This is a genomic window from Dyella sp. ASV21 (assembly GCF_016428975.1).
In the GTDB taxonomy this organism is placed as follows: domain Bacteria; phylum Pseudomonadota; class Gammaproteobacteria; order Xanthomonadales; family Rhodanobacteraceae; genus Dyella.
In genome coordinates this window covers 1-19866 of record NZ_JAELTT010000070.1, presented here as the reverse complement: position 1 = coordinate 19866, position 19866 = coordinate 1, and the positions used below count along the sequence as shown (strand labels likewise).

12 protein-coding genes are annotated in these 19866 nt (G+C 64.8%); 5 read left to right on the top strand and 7 right to left on the bottom strand.

What is annotated here, in order from left to right; genetic code table 11:
* Window positions 1–16 precede the first annotated feature (16 nt).
* From murD to JHD67_RS17780, 3 genes are read left to right on the top strand one after another with little or no spacing between them, the layout of a single operon-like run.
* Window positions 17–1372, top strand: coding sequence for a UDP-N-acetylmuramoyl-L-alanine--D-glutamate ligase (murD, locus tag JHD67_RS17790; protein ID WP_199100533.1), 1356 nt, complete (start codon window positions 17–19; stop codon window positions 1370–1372).
* 36 nt (window positions 1373–1408) lie between these two features.
* Window positions 1409–1609 (top strand): hypothetical protein, encoded by a 201-nt coding sequence (locus JHD67_RS17785; RefSeq protein ID WP_199100530.1) that lies wholly within the window; start codon window positions 1409–1411, stop codon window positions 1607–1609.
* Window positions 1610–1662: 53 nt separating this feature from the next.
* A complete protein-coding gene (locus JHD67_RS17780) occupies window positions 1663–2040 on the top strand; it encodes a DUF6632 domain-containing protein (protein ID WP_199100529.1) in 378 nt (125 codons plus the stop codon).
* A gap of 107 nt (window positions 2041–2147) precedes the next feature.
* On the opposite strand, the gene JHD67_RS17775 is transcribed toward JHD67_RS17780, so the two are convergent.
* From JHD67_RS17775 to JHD67_RS17750, 6 genes are all read right to left on the bottom strand, one after another.
* Window positions 2148–4223: a M13 family metallopeptidase gene (locus JHD67_RS17775; protein WP_199100528.1), complete on the bottom strand. Its 2076-nt coding sequence runs from the start codon at window positions 4221–4223 to the stop codon at window positions 2148–2150.
* A gap of 110 nt (window positions 4224–4333) precedes the next feature.
* A complete protein-coding gene (locus tag JHD67_RS17770; protein ID WP_199100527.1) occupies window positions 4334–4720 on the bottom strand; it encodes a hypothetical protein in 387 nt (128 codons plus the stop codon).
* 55 nt (window positions 4721–4775) lie between these two features.
* A complete protein-coding gene (locus JHD67_RS17765) occupies window positions 4776–8570 on the bottom strand; it encodes a translocation/assembly module TamB domain-containing protein (RefSeq protein WP_199100526.1) in 3795 nt (1264 codons plus the stop codon).
* A 10-nt stretch (window positions 8571–8580) separates the two neighbouring features.
* A complete protein-coding gene (locus JHD67_RS17760) occupies window positions 8581–10341 on the bottom strand; it encodes an autotransporter assembly complex family protein (protein ID WP_199100525.1) in 1761 nt (586 codons plus the stop codon).
* 118 nt (window positions 10342–10459) lie between these two features.
* The gene (locus JHD67_RS17755) at window positions 10460–13006 is read right to left on the bottom strand and encodes a glycosyltransferase (protein ID WP_233172017.1); all 2547 of its coding nucleotides are present in this window, start codon (window positions 13004–13006) and stop codon (window positions 10460–10462) included.
* 304 nt (window positions 13007–13310) lie between these two features.
* Entirely contained in the window at window positions 13311–13778 is a 468-nt protein-coding gene (locus tag JHD67_RS17750; protein WP_199100531.1) for a Dps family protein, read from the bottom strand.
* Window positions 13779–14311: 533 nt separating this feature from the next.
* Here JHD67_RS17750 and hrpA point away from each other — a divergent pair.
* Window positions 14312–18418, top strand: a complete 4107-nt coding sequence (gene hrpA, locus JHD67_RS17745; protein WP_233172016.1) for an ATP-dependent RNA helicase HrpA — start codon at window positions 14312–14314, stop codon at window positions 18416–18418.
* A gap of 47 nt (window positions 18419–18465) precedes the next feature.
* Here the strand turns inward: hrpA and JHD67_RS17740 are convergent, their stop codons facing one another.
* Window positions 18466–18942: a hypothetical protein gene (locus tag JHD67_RS17740; RefSeq protein WP_199100523.1), complete on the bottom strand. Its 477-nt coding sequence runs from the start codon at window positions 18940–18942 to the stop codon at window positions 18466–18468.
* Between the two features lie 739 nt (window positions 18943–19681).
* Here JHD67_RS17740 and JHD67_RS17735 point away from each other — a divergent pair.
* A partial coding sequence (locus tag JHD67_RS17735) for a hypothetical protein (protein WP_199100522.1) occupies window positions 19682–19866 on the top strand: 185 nt, incomplete at its 3' end.

Here is a 19866-nt window from a genome sequence, read left to right as displayed (position 1 = left end):
GATCGACACCCCGGCGTTGCGCATCGCCGATCTTGCCGGACGCCGCGTCGCGGTGTGGGGCTTCGGGCGCGAAGGCAAGGCGGCCATCGCGGCTATCCGTGCTCGTTTACCGCAACTCGCGCTTACGCTGTTCTGCAGCGCGGCTGAAGTCGCCGATGCCGGTGCGTTCGACGCTGCGCTGGATGTTCGCGGCGAGGAGCCCGATGCAGCCGCCCTGTCGGCGTTCGAGGTTGTCGTGAAGTCGCCGGGCATCTCGGCCTACAAGCCGGCCCTGCTCGCCGCGCGCGAGGCGGGCCTGCGGATCACCTCCGGCACGGCACTGTGGTTTGCCGAGAATCCCCAGGCGCAGGTGGTGGCCATCACCGGTACCAAGGGCAAGAGCACCACCACTGCCTTGCTGGCGCATCTGGCGCGCAGCTTGGGTGTGCGCACCGCGCTGGCGGGCAATATCGGCATGCCGCTGCTGGAGTTGCTTGGGCAGGAGGCGCCGCTATGGGCCATCGAGCTGTCCAGCTTCCAGACCGGAGAAGCCGGTGCTTTGGAACTGGGCGTCATCACCAGCCTCTACGAAGAGCATCTGGACTGGCACGGTTCGCGCGAGCGCTACATCGCCGACAAGCTCAAGCTCGCCGACGTATCACGCCGCCTGCTGGTCAACGCCTTGCAGTCCTCATTATTGGAACGCACGGCGCGGCATCCGCAGCGCCTGTTGTTTGGTCGGCCGGAAGGCTGGCATGCGCGCGGCAAGGTGATCCATCGAGGCGAACACGCCGTGTTCGATGCCGCCCTGTTGCGGGCGCCGGGCGACCACAACGCACTCAATGCCTGCGCGGCGCTCGCGGCGCTGGAGGCGATGGGGTTCGACGCGACCAAGGCCGCGGCATCGCTGGCGGACTTCCGCCCGCTGCCGCATCGTTTGCAACCGCTGGGTAAGCAGGGCGGCCTGTACTGGATCAATGACTCCATCAGCACGACGCCGCAGGCGACCCTGGCCGCGCTCGGCAGCCTGCAAGGGCAGGCGGTGACGGTGATCGTCGGCGGACACGATCGCGGCCTGGACTGGAGCGATTTCGTGCAGGCCATGCGCGGGCACGAGCCACATCTCATCGTGGCCCAGGGGGCCAATGGCGCTCGTATCGCCAAGGCCTTGCGCGAGGCGGGCATAGATCATCTACGCGAAGCCGCCAACCTCGATGCAGCGGTGGCCGTGGCACGTGAACTTACCCCGTCTGGCGGCACGGTGCTGCTATCGCCGGGCGCGCCAAGTTTCGACCAGTTCCACGACTACGCCGAGCGTGGCCGCCATTTTGCGGAGCTGGCGGGCTTTGACAGCCATGCCATCGTGGGGATCGAAGGGCTGGGTATCGCGTGAGCGGAAGCGGCGCGACGCATGGCGTGTGACACGCTCATGCAACGCGATGCGACACATGCCGAGATCAAGTCCTTGGATACCGCCATGCATCGCCGATTGATCCTGCGATTCGGCACGTTCGTCGCTCCCTTCGCGGCAGCGCGAGAGCTGGGTGCAGGCTTTGGCTTCTGGCTGGGCGGTCCTTTCGCGGATGACGCCGAGGCAGCCGGTTGCGCCGTCATGACACGGGACCTCTAAGCCAATGGCATCGGCGTAGACTGTAGCCCTCTCCACTGCCGTGGGTGGGTGCCATGAACGAAGCGCCGCGCATGAAGTTGCTGCGTATCGCCCTGGTCGTGCTGGGCATCGTCTGCCTGGCCGTCTATCCGTTAATGCTCGTTTGGCCGTCTGGCTGGGTATGGCACGAAGGCTATTCGGATTATCCGATGATGATCGTGGGTATCTACGCGACGCTCGGCGTGTTCCTGATACGCGCTGCACGGGACCCGCTGGCCAACCTTAGCCTGATCTGGTTCACCGTGTGGTCCAGCGTGGTGCACGGCGGCATCATGGCGGTGCAGGCCCTGAGCCATCCGGCCCACATGGGACATTTGTGGGGTGACGTGCCAGCGTTGTTCATCCTGGCCGTCGTACTGGCGGCGTTGATGCCCCGGCCCGCCCATACTTAGTAGGTTATCGGCGAGGTTCGTGCGCCGGCGCATGGGAGCCCATCCCGGTAGCAAAAAGGCCACGCCTCTGGCGAGGCGTGGCCTTGGTCACGCGATCGAGTGCAGCCTTACCAGATCTTCACGCGCTGCGCGGGATCCAGGTACAGCGCTTCGCCCGGCTTGGGCTGGAACGCGTCGTACCATGCATCCAGATTGCGCACGGTCTGTGCGCGGAAGCGGCCCGGTGCGTGTTCGTTGCCGATCACACGCTGGCGCATGGCGGCGTCACGCACCTTCTCGCGCCACGCCTGGCCAAAGGCGAGGAAGAAGCGCTGGTCGCCACTGAGGCCGTCGATCACCGGCGCCGGCTTGCCACCCAGCGACTTGTGATAGGCGAGGTAGGCGATGGTCAGGCCGGAGACGTCGGCGATGTTTTCGCCCAGCGTCTGCTGGCCGTTCACGTGCAGGCCCGGCAGTGCTTCGTACGCGTTGTACTGTGCCACGAGTTTCTGGCCGGCCGCCTTGAAGTGCGCCTGGTCTTCCGGCGTCCACCAGTTGGCGAGGTTGCCCTGTGCATCGAACTCGGCGCCGAGGTTGTCGAAACTGTGGCTGATCTCGTGACCGATCACCGCGCCGATGGCACCGTAGTTGGCGGCGGCATCTGCCTTGGGGTCGAAGAACGGCGCTTCGAGAATGGCCGCCGGGAAGTTCAGTGCGTTCTGCAGCGGCAGGTTCACCGCATTCACCGTCTGCGGGGTCATCCACCATTCGCCGCGATCCACCGGCTGGCTGAGCTTGGCGAGCTGGTGCGCGTACTCGAACTTCTGTGCGCGCTGCTGGTTGCCCAGGGCATCGTCAGCCTTGATCTCCAGCGGACCGTAGTTGCGCCAGGTTTCGGGGTAGCCGACGCTGACGCGGATGCTGGCGATCTTGGCCTTGGCCTTCTGGCGCGTGGCTGGCGTCATCCAGTCCAGGCCATCCACGCGCTCGTCGAAGGCGGCGAGGATGTTCTTTACCATCTGTTCGACCTGCGCCTTGGACGAGGCGGGGAAGTACTTCTTCACGTAGAGCTCGCCTACCGCGTCGCCCAGCGCCACGTTGGTGCTGGCGATGGCGCGCTTCCAGCGATCGCGCTGCTTGGGCGTGCCGGAGAGCGTCTGGCCGTAGAAGCCGAAGCTGAGGTCGGCATAGGCCTTGGGCAGCAGGGACGCCGATTCATTGAGCGCGTGGAAGGTGAGGTAGTCCTTCCAGGTCTGCAGCGGCTCGCTGGCGGTCAGCGCGGAGAGACCCTTGACGCCCGGCACCTGCCACACGTCGATGGTCTTTTGCTGGTCCAGACCCGCAGCCTTGAAATAGGCCTCCCAATCCAGGCCCGGGGCGTTCTTGGCGAACGCTTCGCGCGCCCACGGATTATTGGCCTTGTGCACGTCCTGGCTGTCGACGATATCGACCTGCGCCTTGGCGATCTTGGTTTCCAGGGCGAGGATGTCTTTGGCTTTGGCGTCCGCATCGGCTACACCTGCCTGCTTAAGCAGGGCGGCGATATACGCCTGGTACTTGCCGCGCGTTTCCACCATCGCCTTGTCATCGGAGAGGTAATAGTCGCGCGTGGGCATGCCGAGGCCGCCTTGCAGCAGGTACGGAATGTTGTGGGTGGCGTCGTCCAGGCCGTGCGAGACGAACAGGCCGAACAGGTGTTCGGTCTGGAAATTGGTAGCGTTCACCGGGTCCACGTCGGCACGCAGGTCACCGCCCAGCACGCGGGCGAGATCGGCCTTGCTGGCGATGGCATCGATCTGCTTCAGCGCCGGCTGCAGCGGCGCAAGGCCGCGCTTCTCGATGGCGGCCTCGTCCATGAAGGCGGCGTAGTAGTCGGCGATCTTGCGCTCGTTGGAGCCGGCCGGCGCGTTGCTTTTGCCGACCTCACGGATCAGGTCGGCGTTGCGCTGCTCGGCCTTCTGGAACACTTCCAGAAACACACCGGTGCTGGAGCGGTCAGCGGGAATCTGCGCCGTCTTCTTCCAATCGCCGTTGGCGTAATTGTCGAAGTCGTCACCGGGCTTGACGCTGTGGTCGATACCGGAAAGGTCGATGCCGCTGGCGCTGCGCGCCGCCTGGGCCGGAGCTGGCGTAGGGGCCGTGGCGGCCAGCGCGCAGGTGCTGGTCAGCGCCGCCGCGGTGAGGATCCAACGAAATTGCCGCATGGGTGAGCTCTCCTGAAGGGGTGAACACGATAATCCTACGCCCGGTCGGGGTGGGCATGACTTATGGGCTATGGGCGCAATGCGCGCCGTGCTTGCTCAGGCCTGGCGAGCTACTGGTCGCGATCCTGCGTTACGTGCCAGGCAAAGCATCGTGCCAGCGCAGGAGGGATGGACGGGGCGTTTTTGAGCAGCCAGCGTTGGATATCGTCACCTTCGTCGCGGGTGGCCGCGCCGCCCCATTCGGTGACTGCATGACCGGTCAAGGGATCGGCCGAATAGAACAAAAAGCGTTCATCGCTGACATGAGTATCGACATAGACAATGCTCCAGCCCTTGAGGCGGAATGATTGGAGGACGTCGACGAACGGCAAGGTCAACTGGTGTGCGATGGCAGGCGCGAGCGCCGCCCGGCGCGCATCGCTAAGCGTGCGGTCCACGCCAGTGCATGGCGATGCATGCGCGGACAGCGCCAGGAGCGAGGCCAGCGTGCCGGCCATGCGCCTGTGTGCGTTGGCATGAGGGCGGAATCGCTGGCGACGCATTGGCATCAGATCACTTTTCGTAACGGTAGTTGAGGCTGGCGCGGCTGAAGTCGGTGGCGTTCTGCGCCTCGAAATTCCAGCGTGCGTTGAAGTGATAGCGCAGGGTGATGACCTGGCCCGGATCGAACAGGCCCACGCCATAACTCAGGTACAGACGGGGCGACAGGTACTTGCCCACGGTAAAGGCCGAGCCGCCGTTAAGTGCATCGTTGCTGCTCACGCCGATGTCGTCCACGCCCAGGCGCGAGCCGATGCTCTTGGCCAGCAGATTGCCGGTGGCCGAGCCCAGTGCCTGCGCCGCCGCGCCGACCATGTTGCCTTCGCCACCCTTCACCTGCGATAGCGGCTTGCCGGTCACCAGGTAGGAGAGCGCGTCGGATTGCTCCATCACCGGCTGCGAGAACACGGTAAGTACCGGGCGTTGCGCGGTGCCTGCGATATACAGCCCGACCTTCTGGCCATCATCGATGGTGGCGTTGGGATTGAGTTTGCGGATAGCGCGGATGTTCAGGCCGGGGTTGTCGATGGGCGTGCTGGCGAACAGCAGTTGGCCGCGCTCGATCTGCAGGTTCTGGCCGTATGCCTTATAGGTGCCGTCCACTTCGATCTGGCCCTGGCCGGTGGCGGCGCGGCCAGGGCGTTCGCTCACCACCAGTTGGCCGTGCAGCTTGCCATCCAGGCCCATGCCGACCAGGTGCGTTTTGTTGCCCAGGTTTACCGTGACGTTGGCGCTGACCGGCAGGCTGCTGGCTTCGTCCTCGCGCTGCTTTTCATCGACCACCACGACGTCGGGTGAGGCCTTGGTGGCGCCCGCGCCGGGTAGTTTTTCCAGGTTCACTTCGGCGCTGTCCAGCGCCACGGAGCCGCCAATCACAAGTCCATCGGCGTTGTGTCGCACGGATAAGTCGGGCGATACCGCGACCTTGGCGGCCGGGATATCCACCACTTTGACGTTGCTGCCCTTTACCGAGAGCACGCTCTGCGCATCGTTGCCCAGCGCGGCGCTGCCGGCCAGCACCAGGGTGCCGTCGCCCGAACGCAGGCTTCCGTCCAGTCGGAAAGTGCTGGCGTCGTGCGTGGAGACGACCACGTGTCCCTGGCTGAGCTTGAGTCCCATCGCGGGAACCTCGGCGGAGAAATCACCGAGCGTGGCCTGCCCGTTGATGGCCGGCTGCGACACGGTGCCGCCAAGGTTGAGGTCGCCGCTCAAGGTGCCCTTGGGATTGACCACTTCCGTGGTGACGATTTCCAGCAGCGCCAGGTTGGTGACGTTTACCGAAACATGTCCGCTCATGGCCTGCTGTGCGCCGCTGAGGGTCACCTGACCCTCCAGCCGCCCGTTGTTGGTGAGGCCCGCGTGCAGTTCCACGCGTTGGCTCGACGGACTCAGCTGCGCGTTCAACGTGAGGTTGTCATAGGTGAGCAGCGGTTGATCCGCGTGCTCGGCGTAGGCGATGGAGCCGCGCGCTGAGGTGATCGAGGCGTTCCCGTTGAACGCGCCGGCGGTGTTGCGGCGAACGCTGCCGTTGCCTTCCAGCGAGCCTTCCACCCGCATCGGCACCTTGGCCGTGCTTGCCGCGCTCATCAGCAGCGCAATGGGCAGGCTGTGCAGGCGATAGCTGGCATCGAGGTTGCCGGCTTTGTCCTGCTTGGCGGCGGCGCAGAGCAAGGGCTCGCCCGCGGTGACGCATAGTTCGGAGAGATTGAATGCACCATCGTCGTAAGACAGCGACGTGCTTTGCTGCAGACGCCAGCGTGGCAGGCCGGCAAGGTCGAGGTTGAGCGTGGAGAGCGTGCCGCCCCAAAGCGAACCTTTGAGGCCGCCGTTCAATGCCAGGTCGGCCGATAGCGGCTGGCCGTGCGCTTCCAGCGTAAGGCTGTGGCGCTCGGCAGTGCCGTTGCCGTGCACGTCGACCTGGCTGAAATGCAGCCCCCCGGCCTGAACGCTGGCGGCCTGCAGATCGAGCTTGCCGCCGGGATGGCTGAGGTCCGGCAGGTCGGCTAGCAGTCGCAGGCTTTCGATGTGTTGGCCGGCATAGCTGAGCGTGTGGCCTTGCAGGTTGGTATCCACGGCGAGCGCGGGATATTTGCCGCGTACGTGGACGATGCCTTGCAGGCGACCCGCGGCATCAGGCAACCAATCGCCCAGCGTGGCGATGGCGAGTTTGATGGTGACGTTGTTGCTGTTGCCGGGGAGTGCATCGATTTGCACATCACTGCCACCCGAGATCAGATGCAGTTTGCCGTCGACCACGCCTTCGGGGGGGAGGTGCAGCTTGCCGTCGCCGTGCACGGTGCGCTCGCGCAGGCGCCCCTCGAGCTGGCGGATTTCCAGCGTCACGTCCGGCTGACCTTGTGGCAGCGTGCCTTGCGAGGCGAGGTCGGCATCCAGTGAGCCGCTCCATTGTGCAAGCAGGTGACCGGGGTCGAACTTGCTGGCCTTGGCCTCCAACTGCCAACCCATCGCCGGCTGGAGCGTGAGCGTACCGTGCGTGGTCAGATACCCCTGCGGCTGCTTGATGCTGAGCTCGTGCAGGTCAATCTGCTGCTGCGTGCCATCGAGATTGAGCGTGACATCGGCGAGCTTGTCGGTGGGGCCGATGGCCAGAGCGCCCTCGGCGTGGAATTGCTCGGCGCTGCCTTTGGCCTGCAAGCGGCCGTGGCTCAGTAGCGTCTGTCCGGCCAGTTGTTCGGGTAGCTCCACGCCTTGCCAGTCCAGCGTCAGCTCGGCCGCGAGCGGTTGCGCGCTCAGCTGCACCACGCCATGCGCGGTGACATCCCCCTTGAACTGCGGGGAGCCGAGTGCGAGCTGGTCGATGGTGAGCGATTTGAGGTCGTCGCTGAAGTGCGCCGTGAGCGGGTGCAGTTGCAGATGGATGTCGTTGAGGCCGAGTTGACCGTTCAGCGAGCCGCTGCGGTGGTCGCCCTCGCCTTGCAGCGATACAGCGAGGCCGGTGAGCGAGCTGTCGCCCAGCAACGGCCTGGGGTTGAAGCGGGGGGCATCCAGATGCGCCGTCCAGGCGTAGTTGCCGCTCTGGGCAAGCTGAAGCTGCAGGTGCGCGGCCATCGGCAGGGTGAGTTGCAGGTCCAGTCGTGCCTGCTTGCCGTCGCCGTGCGCTTCCAGTTGCCCGGCGTAATCGGTGTCGGCCACGCGCCAGGCAAAGTTGGCTTTGCTGTCGCCACGATAGTTGCCGGCAATGACCAGGCTACCGTCGAGATCGGCATGACCTTCGGGTGCACGCAGCGCGAGTTGGTGGAGTTCGATGCCGCGCTGGGTCCAGCCCCCCGCCAGGTCGAGCGAATGGGAGACGAACAACGGCTGGCCTGCTTCCGTCACATGGACGGCGCCGACGTGCGCGTGATCAAGCAGCATGTCGAAGGGCGGTTGCCAGGAGAAGCTGCTTTCGCTTTGGGGTTCTTCCGGTTTGCTCTTGGGCAGCGCCACGGTCACGTCGCCGACGTCCAGCGCCAGTACATGCAGACGCTTGCGCAGCAGGGCGCTGGCGCGCAGGTCCACGTGCGCGCGGGTCACGTGCACGTCCAGGCCCTCGCCATCGGCATAACGCAGGCCGGTGATATCGAGCGGGCCGAGCAGGCGACCTTGCGCCGATTGCACGCTGAGCGCGCCTTGCGTAAAACCTTCCGCGCGCGCCAGCGCAAAGCGCAGGCCGCCCGCCGTGCCCAGCAGCCACAGCACAAAGCCGATCAGCAGCAGTAACAGCGCGAGCAGCGACCACAGGCTCCAGCGCAGCCAGCGGCGTGGCGGGCGAGGGGCGGCGGAGGCGGCGGGCGTGGCGGCGTTCATGGCGTCGTTCTCACAGATCCGGGCCGATCACGACATGCAACTCTACGCCGTGGTCATCCGGGTTATGCACCGGGGTGCCAAGGTCCACGCGGATCATGCCCACCGGGGAGAGCCAGCGAACGCCCAGGCCGGCGCCCACCTTGGGACGATAGTCGGTGCCGTCGAAGGCATTGCCGGCATCGACAAAGGCGGCCATGCCCCAATTGCGGTTGAAGTAGTGCTCCACCTCGGTGCTGCCGACCAGCAGGTTCTTGCCGCCGATCACGCGGCCAAAATCATTCTTGGGGCCAATCGTCTGGTAGCCGTAGCCGCGCACCGAGCGGTCGCCGCCGGCGAAGAAGCGCAGTTGCGGCGGCAGGTCGGCGAAATCGTTGGTCCAGGTCATGCCCGCCGAGCCACGCAGGATCAGACGATTGTTGCCGGCGAAAGAGGTGATCCATTTCGCATCGGCGGTGACCTGGCTGAAGCTCGCATCGGAAAGCAGTCCGCCCACGGTGCTGCGCCCAGCCAGCGTCAGCGACCAGCCGTTGCGGACGAAGATCGGGTTGTCGCCCGATTTTCGCGAGAGCGACACTTCCGGATAGAACAGGTTGCTGTTGCCGCGCTCCACCCCTGGGGCATTGTCCGGCTCGCCGCTTTGCTTGCCCACGGTAAAGGTGCCATCCAGCGCATGCACGCCGATGGTGCGCACCCAGCCATACCATTCGCGTGTTTCGTTGGCGACGACTTCCAGGGTCTTGGACTTGGAGGTGTCGGTGTTGGAGTCGCGATAGGTGGCGCCGTAGTTGAAACTGCGCTGGTTGGGGCCGGGCATCGGCACCGAATACAGGGTGGAGAGCGTCTTGAGGTTCTGCGCGATGACCGCTTCGTTCTTCCACTTGTGGCCGCGACGATTCACCCAGCGGCGCTCGCTGCCCAGGCGCACGCCAAAACCGGTGTCGGTGCCGATGAAGGGGCCGCCGGTGTAGATGGTGCGCTTGGCCGGCACCAGTTCCACCTTTACGTCGACCACGCCGTTCTTCTTGTCGTCCACGTCGGGCAGCACGTTGACCACCGAAAAGTAATCGGCGCCATTCAAGGCCTGTTGCAGTTGGAGCAGCTTGTCTTGCGCAAAGTACTCGCCCTGCTTGAAGGGTACGTAGCGGTCGAGCAGGCCATCGCGGAACTGGGAGCCTTCGAAGTGCACCTCGCCAAAGCGGTAACGCGGCCCGGCCTCCCAGGCGAGCTTGATCACCGCGCTGCGCTCGCCACGGTTCACTTCCACCGTATGCGTGACCAGGCGGGCATCCAGAAAGCCGTTGGCGGTAAGGGCGCCGCTCAAGGTGTCGCGGGCGCTGTCATACGCGCCGTGATTGAGCGTTTCGCCCTTGAGGTTTTCGATGGCGCGCCTGGCGCGGCGGATCGATGGAATCTCCGCCGCTTTGGCATCCAGTTGCACATCGACGGTGGTGACCTTTACCGGCGCACCGGGGGTGACATGCAAGGTCACGCGCCAATCGGTGCCTACCGGGTCGATTTGGCCCTGCACGGCGGCTTCGTAGTAACCGTAGGGTTCCAGCGCGCTTTTGGACTGATCCAGCGCCTTGTCGTACAGGCGGCGCACCTGGGCCTCGGTCACGTCGCGGTTGGCGTACTGGCCGATGTCCACGCCGGATGTCACCGCCAGCTTCAACGGATCGTCCACGCCATCCACCACCAACTGAACCCCGGCGTGCGCGAGCAGCGGAGCGAGCAAGAGCGGCAGCAGCGTCAGGCGTCGAAATCGGCGCATGCGGTCCTTTTTCCATCCTGGAAGTGGCGGCGTGCGCGTGTGGTCAACACGCGCAACCCAAGCTTAGCCGATCGCTCGCCGGGTGCCGATGAACGGCAGCCCCACCAGCGCGTGCTTTTCAGCCCGCCTTGTCGCCGGCCTTGTGCGCAATCCATGCGCCAATCACGGCCGAAACGTAGGGAATGGACTGCGCCGCCATGATGAACATCCACAGCGTGCCTTCCACGTAATGCGTACCAAAGCGCAAGCCCATGCCGATGATGCACAGGAGCAGGGCCACGGCCATCAGCAATTCCTCGCGCACCGGCGCGAACGCCGCGAAGTTGCTGCCGCCCAGGCGACGGCTCTTGGCGGTGACCACGAACGAGGTCTTTTCGCGGGTGAGGCCGTGCAGGATGCCGCGTGCGATGGCGTGCGACAGGCCCATGCTGGCCAGCGAGGCCATCAGGGTGTCGTACCAGCTGCAAGGTACGCGGGCGCGGTAAAGCACGATGCCGAAGATGGCCTTGGCGAAGAAGAAGCCGATCACCGGGATCAGGAACAGCTGCATCGGCAGACTGAACAAGGTGGGAAACGCCACCATGCCGGCGGTCCAGAAGATCGCCATCATCGTGAAGATCAGGTGCAACGCGTCGGCGAACCAGCTGAACCAGCCCGTGAGGAAATGGAAGCGCTGTCCGCCGGAGAGCGGGCCCTTCTGCGTCATCCAGTCCCAACGGCCCTTGAGGATCTGCATGGCGCCGAACGCCCAGCGATAGCGTTGGCTCTTGTACGCCTTGAAGTCGGCGGGGGTGAGGCCCACGCCCATCAGCTCGTCCACGTAGACCAGCTCATAGCCGGCATGCATCAGGCGCAGGCCCAGCTCGGCGTCTTCGCAGATGGTCCATTCGGACCAGCCGCCGGTACCTTCCAGCGCCGAGCGACGCACCATGGTCATGGTGCCGTGCTGGATGATGGCGTTGCGCTCATTGCGGTGATGCATGCCGATGCGGAAGAAGCCGTCGTATTCCCACGCGGTCATGCGGCGGAAGCGGTTGTGCTCGAAGTCGCGATGCGCTTGCGGGCACTGCACCACGGCCACCTTGGCGTCGTGGAAGTAGCCGGTGAGCGCGGCCAGCCAGTCCTTGCGCACCACGTAGTCGGCGTCGATCACGGCGACCACGTCGGCTTCCGGGTTGGTTTCCTTCAGGCCGAAGTTGAGCGCGCCGGCCTTGAAGCCAGGCCACGGTTCCAGGTGGAAAAAGCGGAACTTGGGGCCGAGCTTTTCGCAGTATTCCTGCACCGGCTTCCAGATCGCCGGGTCCTTGGTGTTGTTGTCGATCACCAGGACTTCGAAATTCTCATAGTCCAGCGCCGCCAGCGAGTCGAGCGTGACCATGACCATCTCCGGCGGCTCGTTGTAGCAGGCCAGGTGAATGGACACGAACGGCTGCTTTTCCACCGGATCGGGTGTGAGCAGGCCCGCGTGGCGGACCCAGTTGCGGCGCCACAGCACTTCGGTGAACTCAAAGCCATTGATGAGCAGGATGGCGAGAATGGCGATCTGGGCCGGGAACAGCAGCACCAGCATGGTCCAGTCGACCCAGCTCAGGTAGAAATTGAAGGGCAGGGTAGCTGACCACACGATCAGGCCGCAGGCCAGCTGGATCAGCGCGCAGAAGAAGAAGCGGCCCGTCAGCTTGAAGCGACTGTAGTGGCGCGAGAACCAGATCATCGGCAGCAGCGCCAGCAAGCTGGCGGCCAGCGCCTTCCACGGCCAGCCGGTGTCTTCGGTGACCGGGCCGAGGAATGGGAACTTCAGCTGGCGGTCGGCGTTGAACATGCCCCAGTAAGCTTCCGTGCGACCGGAGAGCTTTTCCTTCCAGGGCTGGTCGAACGCCTCCATCACGTAATAGTCGATGTTGCGCTTCTTGGCTTCGTTGAACCACGTGCGCAGGAAGATCGCCTCGTTGGACACCGACGGGTCGGCGTACTGGAAACGGTCACCGTTCGACGGCCAGCCCACTTCGCCGATGACGATAGGCTTGCCGGGATACATTTTCTTGAGCGCGTCGTAGCTGCCCAGCACGTCCGTCACCGCCGGGAAGGCGTCCAGGCCCTTGCCCGGCCCGGTCACCGGAATACCGTTCCAATACGGAAACAGGTGCACGGTGATGAAGTCCACGTGCTCGGCGAGTTCGGGATATTTTTGCCACACGCCGATCGGCTCGGCGATGGTCACGGGCTGGTGGATGGCCGCGCGTACGCGATCGGCGTAGGCCATCAGCTGCTCGGGCGGGATGTCGTTGCGGTACAACACCTCGTTGCCAACCACCACGCGGTTGATCGAATTGGGATAACGGCGGGACTGGGCGATGAGCGCCTCGATTTCCTTCTCGTTATTGTCCAGGCGGCGATCGATCCACGCGCCGGCCATCACCTGCAGACCATCCTTTTCCGCCAGACGGTAGGTCTGCGGGTTCTGCAGCATCGAATAGGTGCGGATGCGCGAGGTATAGCGGCTGACCAGCTTGAGGTCGCTGTCCACTTCCTCGTCGGAGGGGAAGTCGTTCTTCAGCGGGTTCTGGTAGCGCTGGAAGGCGGACAGCGCAAAGCCGCCGATCGGACCTTTCCAGTCTTCAGGGCCGTGCGGCAGATTGCTCCACCACCACAGGCCGATGTTCATGGCCGCCACGATCAGGGCGAGCAAGATGGCTGCAAGCAGCGGGTGCCGGCTGTCGCGAGTGGTTGTGCTGGTGCTCAAAACGGTCCCCGTGGGCTGCCTCACACGAGGCCGAAAAGCACAGGGAGCTTAACGTTGACGCGCTTTTCGCTCAATAAAGACCGCGCAGCATGGTCAGCCCGAGGTCAGGCCATCCATCACTGCGCGCTCGTCGTTGCAGGGGATGTTCAAGCAGCGTGACGGTTTGGATCGGTTCGCCCGGTCGCGCGTAGGGCTCCCGAAAGGCCGATCCCGTCATGGCTGGCGATTATTTGAGCAGCGAGCGCAGCATCCAGGCGGTCTTCTCGTGCTCCTTCAGGCGGCCGGTGACGATATCGGCGGTGCCTTCGTCGCCCGCATGGTCGGCCACCTTGATCACCTGGCGCGCGGTGTGCGCGGCGATTTCATGGCCATCCACCAACTGGCCGACCATGTCTTTCCAGTCAGGCACGCCAGCTTCTTCCTTGATGGAGGTGAGCTTGCCGAACTGGCTGTAAGAGCCGGGGGCGAACACGTCCAGGGTGCGGATGCGCTCGGCGATTTCGTCGGCGGCCAGCCACAGTTCGTTGTATTGGGTCTCGAACATCGTGTGCAGGCTGTTGAAGTGCGGGCCGGTGATGTTCCAGTGGAAGCTGTGGGTCTTCAGATAGAGCGAGTAGGTGTCGGCGAGCAGCTTGGACAGATGTTCGCCGATCTGTTCGCGATCCTGTTTGGCGATACCGATGGAGATGGCCATGGCTTGCTCCTTAACGTAGAGGGTGTTGTTGACGAAGACTGCAGCCAGGGTAGTGGGCGGATATCGATTGGTAAAATGAATGCTTGCGATGGTCGCCATAGCTTTCATCTATCAGTCGTGTGGCGCAGCCAAGGCGGCGTGCCGGTGCGTCGGCTCGCCTGGGCGGCTTGCGCAGGGTTAGGGGGCGACGGCGGCATGGGTCGCCGCGATCACGGCAACGACGGATGAGCGGCGCAGCGGGCGAACCTGCAAGGCCTCGCCATCGTCGGCGGCGCTGCGACGCTTCGCCTGAAGAGGGTGCGACGGGGCGCAGCATGACCGGCAACAGCGCCAGGTGACCCAGGCCCACCAGCGCCAGCGTTGCGTTGCGGCTGGCGGAAAAGCGCGGCACCCCGGCCGGGCTTCCCGGCGTGGCAAGCATGCGCACATCCCTGTGTGAGGTTACTCAAATCACGGACTCGCCGGCGCGCTGAAAGTGCCCAATCCCCCGTGGGCGCTTGAGGAGCGGAGCTGCGGCTATCATGTGCGGTCCGATGACACACGCACCCGCTCCCCGCCCCTCCGCCGGCGATGCCCGCCTCAAGCCGCTGCGGCAATCGCTCGATAACGCCTGCAGCCGTGACTACGGTCGCCTGCTGGGGCGTTGGCGCGAACTCACGCGCCGTTTCGACGAAAAGAAGCTCGCCGCGCTCGCCAGCGATATCGATGCCTCGGTGGCACGTCGCCGCGCGCGCGCCGAGGCCAAGCCGGCCATCCGCCTGGACGAGGCGCTGCCCATCACCGCGCGCGCCGATGAAATCGTCGAGCTGATCCGCAAGCACCAAGTGGTGGTGATCGCCGGCGAAACCGGTTCGGGCAAGACCACCCAGTTGCCCAAGTTGTGCCTGGCGGCCGGCCGCGGCGAAGCCGGCATGATCGGTTGCACCCAGCCGCGCCGTCTGGCGGCCCGCTCGGTGGCGCGCCGCGTGGCGGAAGAACTCGCCACGCCGCTGGGCGAGCAGGTGGGCTTCCAGGTGCGCTTCAACGATCAGGTGTCCGAACGCACCCTGGTCAAGTTCATGACCGATGGCATCCTGCTGGCCGAGACCCAGGGCGATCCCTGGCTGAGCGCCTACGACACCATCATCATCGACGAGGCGCACGAGCGCAGCCTCAACATCGACTTCCTGCTGGGTTACTTGAAGCGCCTCGCGGCCAAGCGACCCAACCTCAAGATCATCGTCACCTCTGCCACCATCGACACCGCGCGCTTTGCCGAGCATTTCGATGGCGCGCCCATCGTCTCGGTGGAAGGGCGTACCTATCCGGTGGAGGTGCGCTGGCGCGCGGTGGACGAGGTGGCAGCGCGTCGCGGCCAACGCGTCGGTGACTTGGCCCAGGGCAGTGCCGAGCACGTCGCCGCCGTGCTGGATGAGATCACGCATGACGATCCGCGTGGCGATGTGCTGATCTTCATGCCCGGCGAGCGCGAAATTCGCGATACGCACCTGTTGCTGTCGCGCCGGCAGTATCGCGAGACGGAAGTGCTGCCGCTGTATGCGCGGCTTTCCGCGGGTGATCAGGATCGCGTGTTCAAGCCCGGTCCCAAGCGCCGCATCGTCCTGGCCACCAACGTGGCCGAAACCTCGTTGACGGTGCCGCGCATTCGCTACGTGATCGATTCCGGCCAGGCCCGCGTGAAACGCTACAGCCAGCGCAGCCAGCTGGAGCGCTTGCATGTGGAGCCGATATCGCGCGCCGCCGCCGATCAGCGCAAGGGCCGCTGCGGCCGCGTGGGGCCTGGCATCTGCTATCGCCTCTACGATGAGGCCGACTATGCCAGTCGCGCCGCCTTTACCGATCCCGAGCTGCTGCGGTCTTCGCTGGCCAACGTGATCCTGCGCATGCTTGCGCTGCAACTGGGTGACGTGGACGCGTTCCCGTTCCTGGAGGCGCCCGATCCGCGCGTGGTCGCTGACGGTTATCGGCGCCTGGCGGAGATTTCCGCCATCGACGAGCAGCGCCGGCTCACGCCCATCGGCCGCACGCTGGCACGCTTGCCCATCGACGTGCAGTTGGCGCGCATGCTGGTGGAAGCGGAGAAGCTGCATGGCTTGCGCGACATGCTGGCCATTGTGTCCTTTCTCAGCATTCAGGACCCGCGCGAGCGCCCCGCCGATGCGCGCCAGCAGGCCGACACGGCGCATGCGGCGTTTGCCGATCCCAAGTCCGATTTCGTGGGCGTGCTCAATCTATGGCGCGAGTATGGCAAGGCGCATGAAGATCTTACGCAGTCCAAGCTGCGCGATTGGTGCTCGCGTCACTTCCTGAGCTTTATGCGCATGCGCGAATGGCGCGAGCTGCACCGCCAGCTGCTTTTGGTGATACAGGAGCTGGGGTGGACATTCGGCGGCCCCGCGAGCGCCGGCGGCGAAGGGCGCGCTGATGGCGCCGCTCCGCGCGAGTCGGTCAAATCCAACCCCTCGGCTACTGCGAAGCCGCAGGGCCGCCAAGGTCCGCGCCCATCGCCCGCGGCCGCTGTCGCATCCTCGAACGATGGAAAAGGCGGCAAGGACGACGAGGCCGCCCGCCACTACGAAGCCCTGCATCGCAGCCTGCTGGCCGGCCTGCCGACCCAGGTCGGTCACAAGGACGAGAAGGGTGTGTTCCGCAGCACGCGCGAGCGCCGCTTTCAGGTGTTCCCGGGCTCGGCCTTGTCCAAAACGCCACCCCACTGGATCTTCGCCGCCCAGATCCTCGATGTGGGCGGACGCGTGTGGGGCATGATGTGCGCGCGCGTGGAGCCGCTATGGATCGAGCAGCAGGCGCGGCATCTGCTGCGCTCGTCCTGTCGCGACGCGCACTGGTCGCGCAAGCGCGGTCACGTGGTGGCGTATGAACAGGTGAGCCTGTTCGGGCTCACCCTGGTCGAGCGGCGCCCGGTGACTTTCCAGCAACAGGACCCGCAGCAGGCTCACGCGATCTTTCTGCGCGAGGCATTGGCGCGCTGCGACATCGATACGCGCGCCGACTTCGTGCGCGCCAACCAGCGCGTGCTTGAAGAAGCCCTGGGTATCGAGGCCAAGCAGCGCCGCGAAGGCCTGCTGCGCCACGAAGACGAGCTGGTGCGCTTCTTCGAGGACAAACTGCCGCAGGACATCGCCGACAGTCGTGCGCTGGAAGCCTGGTATCGTCGCGCGCGTCCGGCCGAACAGGCGGCGCTGCGTTGGTCGCTGGATGATGTCATGAGCGGCGGCGCCGGGCTGGACCCCAAGGCGTTTCCCGCATCGCTCGATATGTCGCCGCCCGCCGCGTCCGGCCAAACGCCACGCACGCAAGATGCGCAGGCGCGGCCGCAGAAGTACCGCTTGGAATACCGCTTTGTCCCCGGCGATGACGCCGACGGTGTGACCTTGCATCTGCCGCTCGCCATGTTGAATGCGCTGCCCACGGCGCGCTGCGAATGGCTGGTGCCGGGCTTGCTGGGCGAGAAAGTCGCCGAGCTGATTCGCGGCCTGCCGAAGGCTTTGCGTCGCAACTTTGTTCCTGCGCCGGATTTCGCCCGCGCCTTCGTGGAAGCCGAAACGCCTCGCGACGAATCGCTCAGCAAGGCGCTGGCCAGCTTCCTCAAGCGTGCCACGGGTGTAGAGGTGAGCGCAGGCGAGTTCGACGCGGTCGAACTGCCGGCGCATTTCCGCATGCGTTATCGCCTGCACGACGAGAACGGCAAAACGTTGGCGGCGGCTCGCGACCTCGGGGCGCTGCGCGCGCAGTGGGAAGGGCAGGCGCGCGAGGCGTTCTCGCGCAAGACCGATATCGAACTTACCCGCGAAGATGTCACCCGCTGGGACTTCGAGGAAATCCCGGCCCAGGTGCGCTCGGCTGGCGGTCTGTTGGCCTTTCCGGCCCTGGTCGACCTGGGCGAAACGGTGGCGTTGCGTGTGTTCGAACGCAGCGACGAAGCCCGCCAGGCGCATGAGCAAGGTGTGGTTCGTCTACTGCGAAATGCGCTGCCCAGCGATATGAAACAGGCGCGCCGACGCTTGCCCATCGCCAATCCCCTGGCGTTGAAATACGCGCCGCTCGGTGGCGTGGATGGCCTGCGTGAGGACCTGGTGGAGGGCGGCTTCCACGATCTGCTGGCGCGCCAAGTGCTCGATGTGCGTACCGCAGGCGCCTTCGAGGCTCTGCATGCGCAGGCCGCGCGCGAGGTTTTCGGCGCAGCGGTGGAACGCCTCAAGCTGGCCGAGCCGATCATTGAAGCGCAAGCGGAGTTGAAGCCGTGGCTGCAGCCGCCGCTGATGGGTTTCGCGCGTGCGAGTTACGACGACCTGCGCGAGCAATTGGACGGTTTGTTGGTGCCGGGCTTTCTGCGCGATCTACCTACGTCGCGCCTGGTGCACTATCCGCGTTACCTCAAGGCGATGCGGTTGCGCGCGGAGCGTCTGCGGCAGGACCCGGCCAAGGACCAGCAGCGCATGTTGCAGGTACTGCCGTTCTGGCGCGACTACCTCAAGCACCGCGCCGAAGGTGTTGAGCCTCTGGACGAACTACGCTGGCTGATCGAGGAATGGCGCGTATCGCTGTTCGCGCAGGAGCTGAAGACGGCCGAGCCGGTATCGGCCAAGCGACTCACCCGGGCGCTGGAAGCCCTGGCCTGAGTCGAACCCCTGCGGTGGCATGACTGCTGCCGCAGGGGTTTGTCGCATCAGCGGGTGCGCACGACCGCCGTAGTAGTGGAGCAGCCATCCACGGCCATCATCCAGTTACCCAGCAGCGATCGGCGAATGGTGACCTTCGGCGAGTCGGCCGCGAGGCAGGAGATGCTGGTGGTATCCGCCTGCTTCCACATCTGGCCATTGTCCAGGGTGAACTCGCTATGCCCATTGAAGCCCGCGAAACTACCCTGCACGCGCGCCTGGATCGGGCCGACCTTTTCCTTGCCCGTGTAGAACACCGGGTTACCACTGGCGTCGACCATCTTGGTAACGGTCTTGCCGTGCCCGCTGAGCCACGCATCAAGGTTCTTCAACTCATCCGGCGACAGCTTATCAAGGCCGGCCGCCTTGAAATCCTCAGGCGACATGCGCTGCTGAAGCGGTACGTATTGCTCGGCCGCAAAGGCGATCGAGGGAAGCGCTAAAGCGGTACTCAACAACAACGGAAGCAGGCGAACCAGACGCATGGGGCAATCCTCAGTCGATGGAACGGGTACGCGGGCAGGATACACGCACCGGCGCTCGGGTTCATGCGGCCCGGCCGCGTCGCCTTGGGCGCTGGGGGCTATCCGATAAGGCGGTGGCCCGGCGCTCGCGCTTTCGCGCGGCTAACGGCGTGTTGGACGTATCCGAGTCTTTGCCCGTGGGTTCAATAGGTGAATGGAGCAGGAGGGCGGGCAAGTCCTTTAGCTAGTTTTAGTGTGCGCACGTTGCGTTTTGGTGAGTACGTATTAACTGTCAGTGTGAGAGTTAATCGTGACGTACCGATGTGTGGAGGCGGGGTGCACGCCGGGCCAACGGACCATGTCGACGTCTTGGCACCTCCTAAGTGCCGTGGTGATTGCCGCCGACTCAACCCGCGATGACGGGGCCAATGAAAGCGATTCTTGGCGACGTTGGGCGAGCTCGGTCACGCTTGGATGCGTGCAAAGCGGGGTGCATTCGCGCGTGCAGTGGGCGCAACGTTCGGCGCTCGAGCGATAGGGGTGGGGCGTGTAGGAATGGCCTGTCGCCGATGAGGTAATGCCTTCGATCATCCGTCGACACGTTCGTTTGAACGCACGGAAATCGCGTTTGCGATTCACATCGTTTAGACGTCTCCATTCCCAGATTCGATCACGCCGGGTCGAGCGAATTCGATCAACGGCTGAGAGCAGTGGCTCGGTGGGGAATCCAGTCACGTTCACGTTCAAGGAGGTTCACCCTATGTACGCATCACGCTCTGTTCGTACGCTTTCGTGCCTCGCCGTTGTGTCCGCCATGTTCATGGCCGCCATGCCTGGCCTGGCTTCCGCAGCGTCCTCGGCCAACGCCGAGTTCAAAGTGAATCTGACCATCAACCCTGACTGCAACATCGACGCCACCGATCTGAATTTCGGCCGGCATAGCAC

Excerpts from the sequence above, each read along its gene's own strand:
- JHD67_RS17785 (WP_199100530.1), top strand. The coding sequence starts at position 1,409 with ATGCAACGCGATGCGACACATGCCGAGATCAAGTCCTTGGATACCGCC.
- JHD67_RS17780 (WP_199100529.1), top strand. The coding sequence starts at position 1,663 with ATGAACGAAGCGCCGCGCATGAAGTTGCTGCGTATCGCCCTGGTCGTG.
- JHD67_RS17775 (WP_199100528.1), bottom strand. The coding sequence starts at position 4,223 with ATGCGGCAATTTCGTTGGATCCTCACCGCGGCGGCGCTGACCAGCACC.
- JHD67_RS17770 (WP_199100527.1), bottom strand. The coding sequence starts at position 4,720 with ATGGCCGGCACGCTGGCCTCGCTCCTGGCGCTGTCCGCGCATGCATCG.
- JHD67_RS17765 (WP_199100526.1), bottom strand. The coding sequence starts at position 8,570 with ATGAACGCCGCCACGCCCGCCGCCTCCGCCGCCCCTCGCCCGCCACGC.
- JHD67_RS17760 (WP_199100525.1), bottom strand. The coding sequence starts at position 10,341 with ATGCGCCGATTTCGACGCCTGACGCTGCTGCCGCTCTTGCTCGCTCCG.
- JHD67_RS17755 (WP_233172017.1), bottom strand. The coding sequence starts at position 13,006 with ATGAACATCGGCCTGTGGTGGTGGAGCAATCTGCCGCACGGCCCTGAA.
- JHD67_RS17750 (WP_199100531.1), bottom strand. The coding sequence starts at position 13,778 with ATGGCCATCTCCATCGGTATCGCCAAACAGGATCGCGAACAGATCGGC.
- hrpA (WP_233172016.1), top strand. The coding sequence starts at position 14,312 with ATGACACACGCACCCGCTCCCCGCCCCTCCGCCGGCGATGCCCGCCTC.
- JHD67_RS17740 (WP_199100523.1), bottom strand. The coding sequence starts at position 18,942 with ATGCGTCTGGTTCGCCTGCTTCCGTTGTTGTTGAGTACCGCTTTAGCG.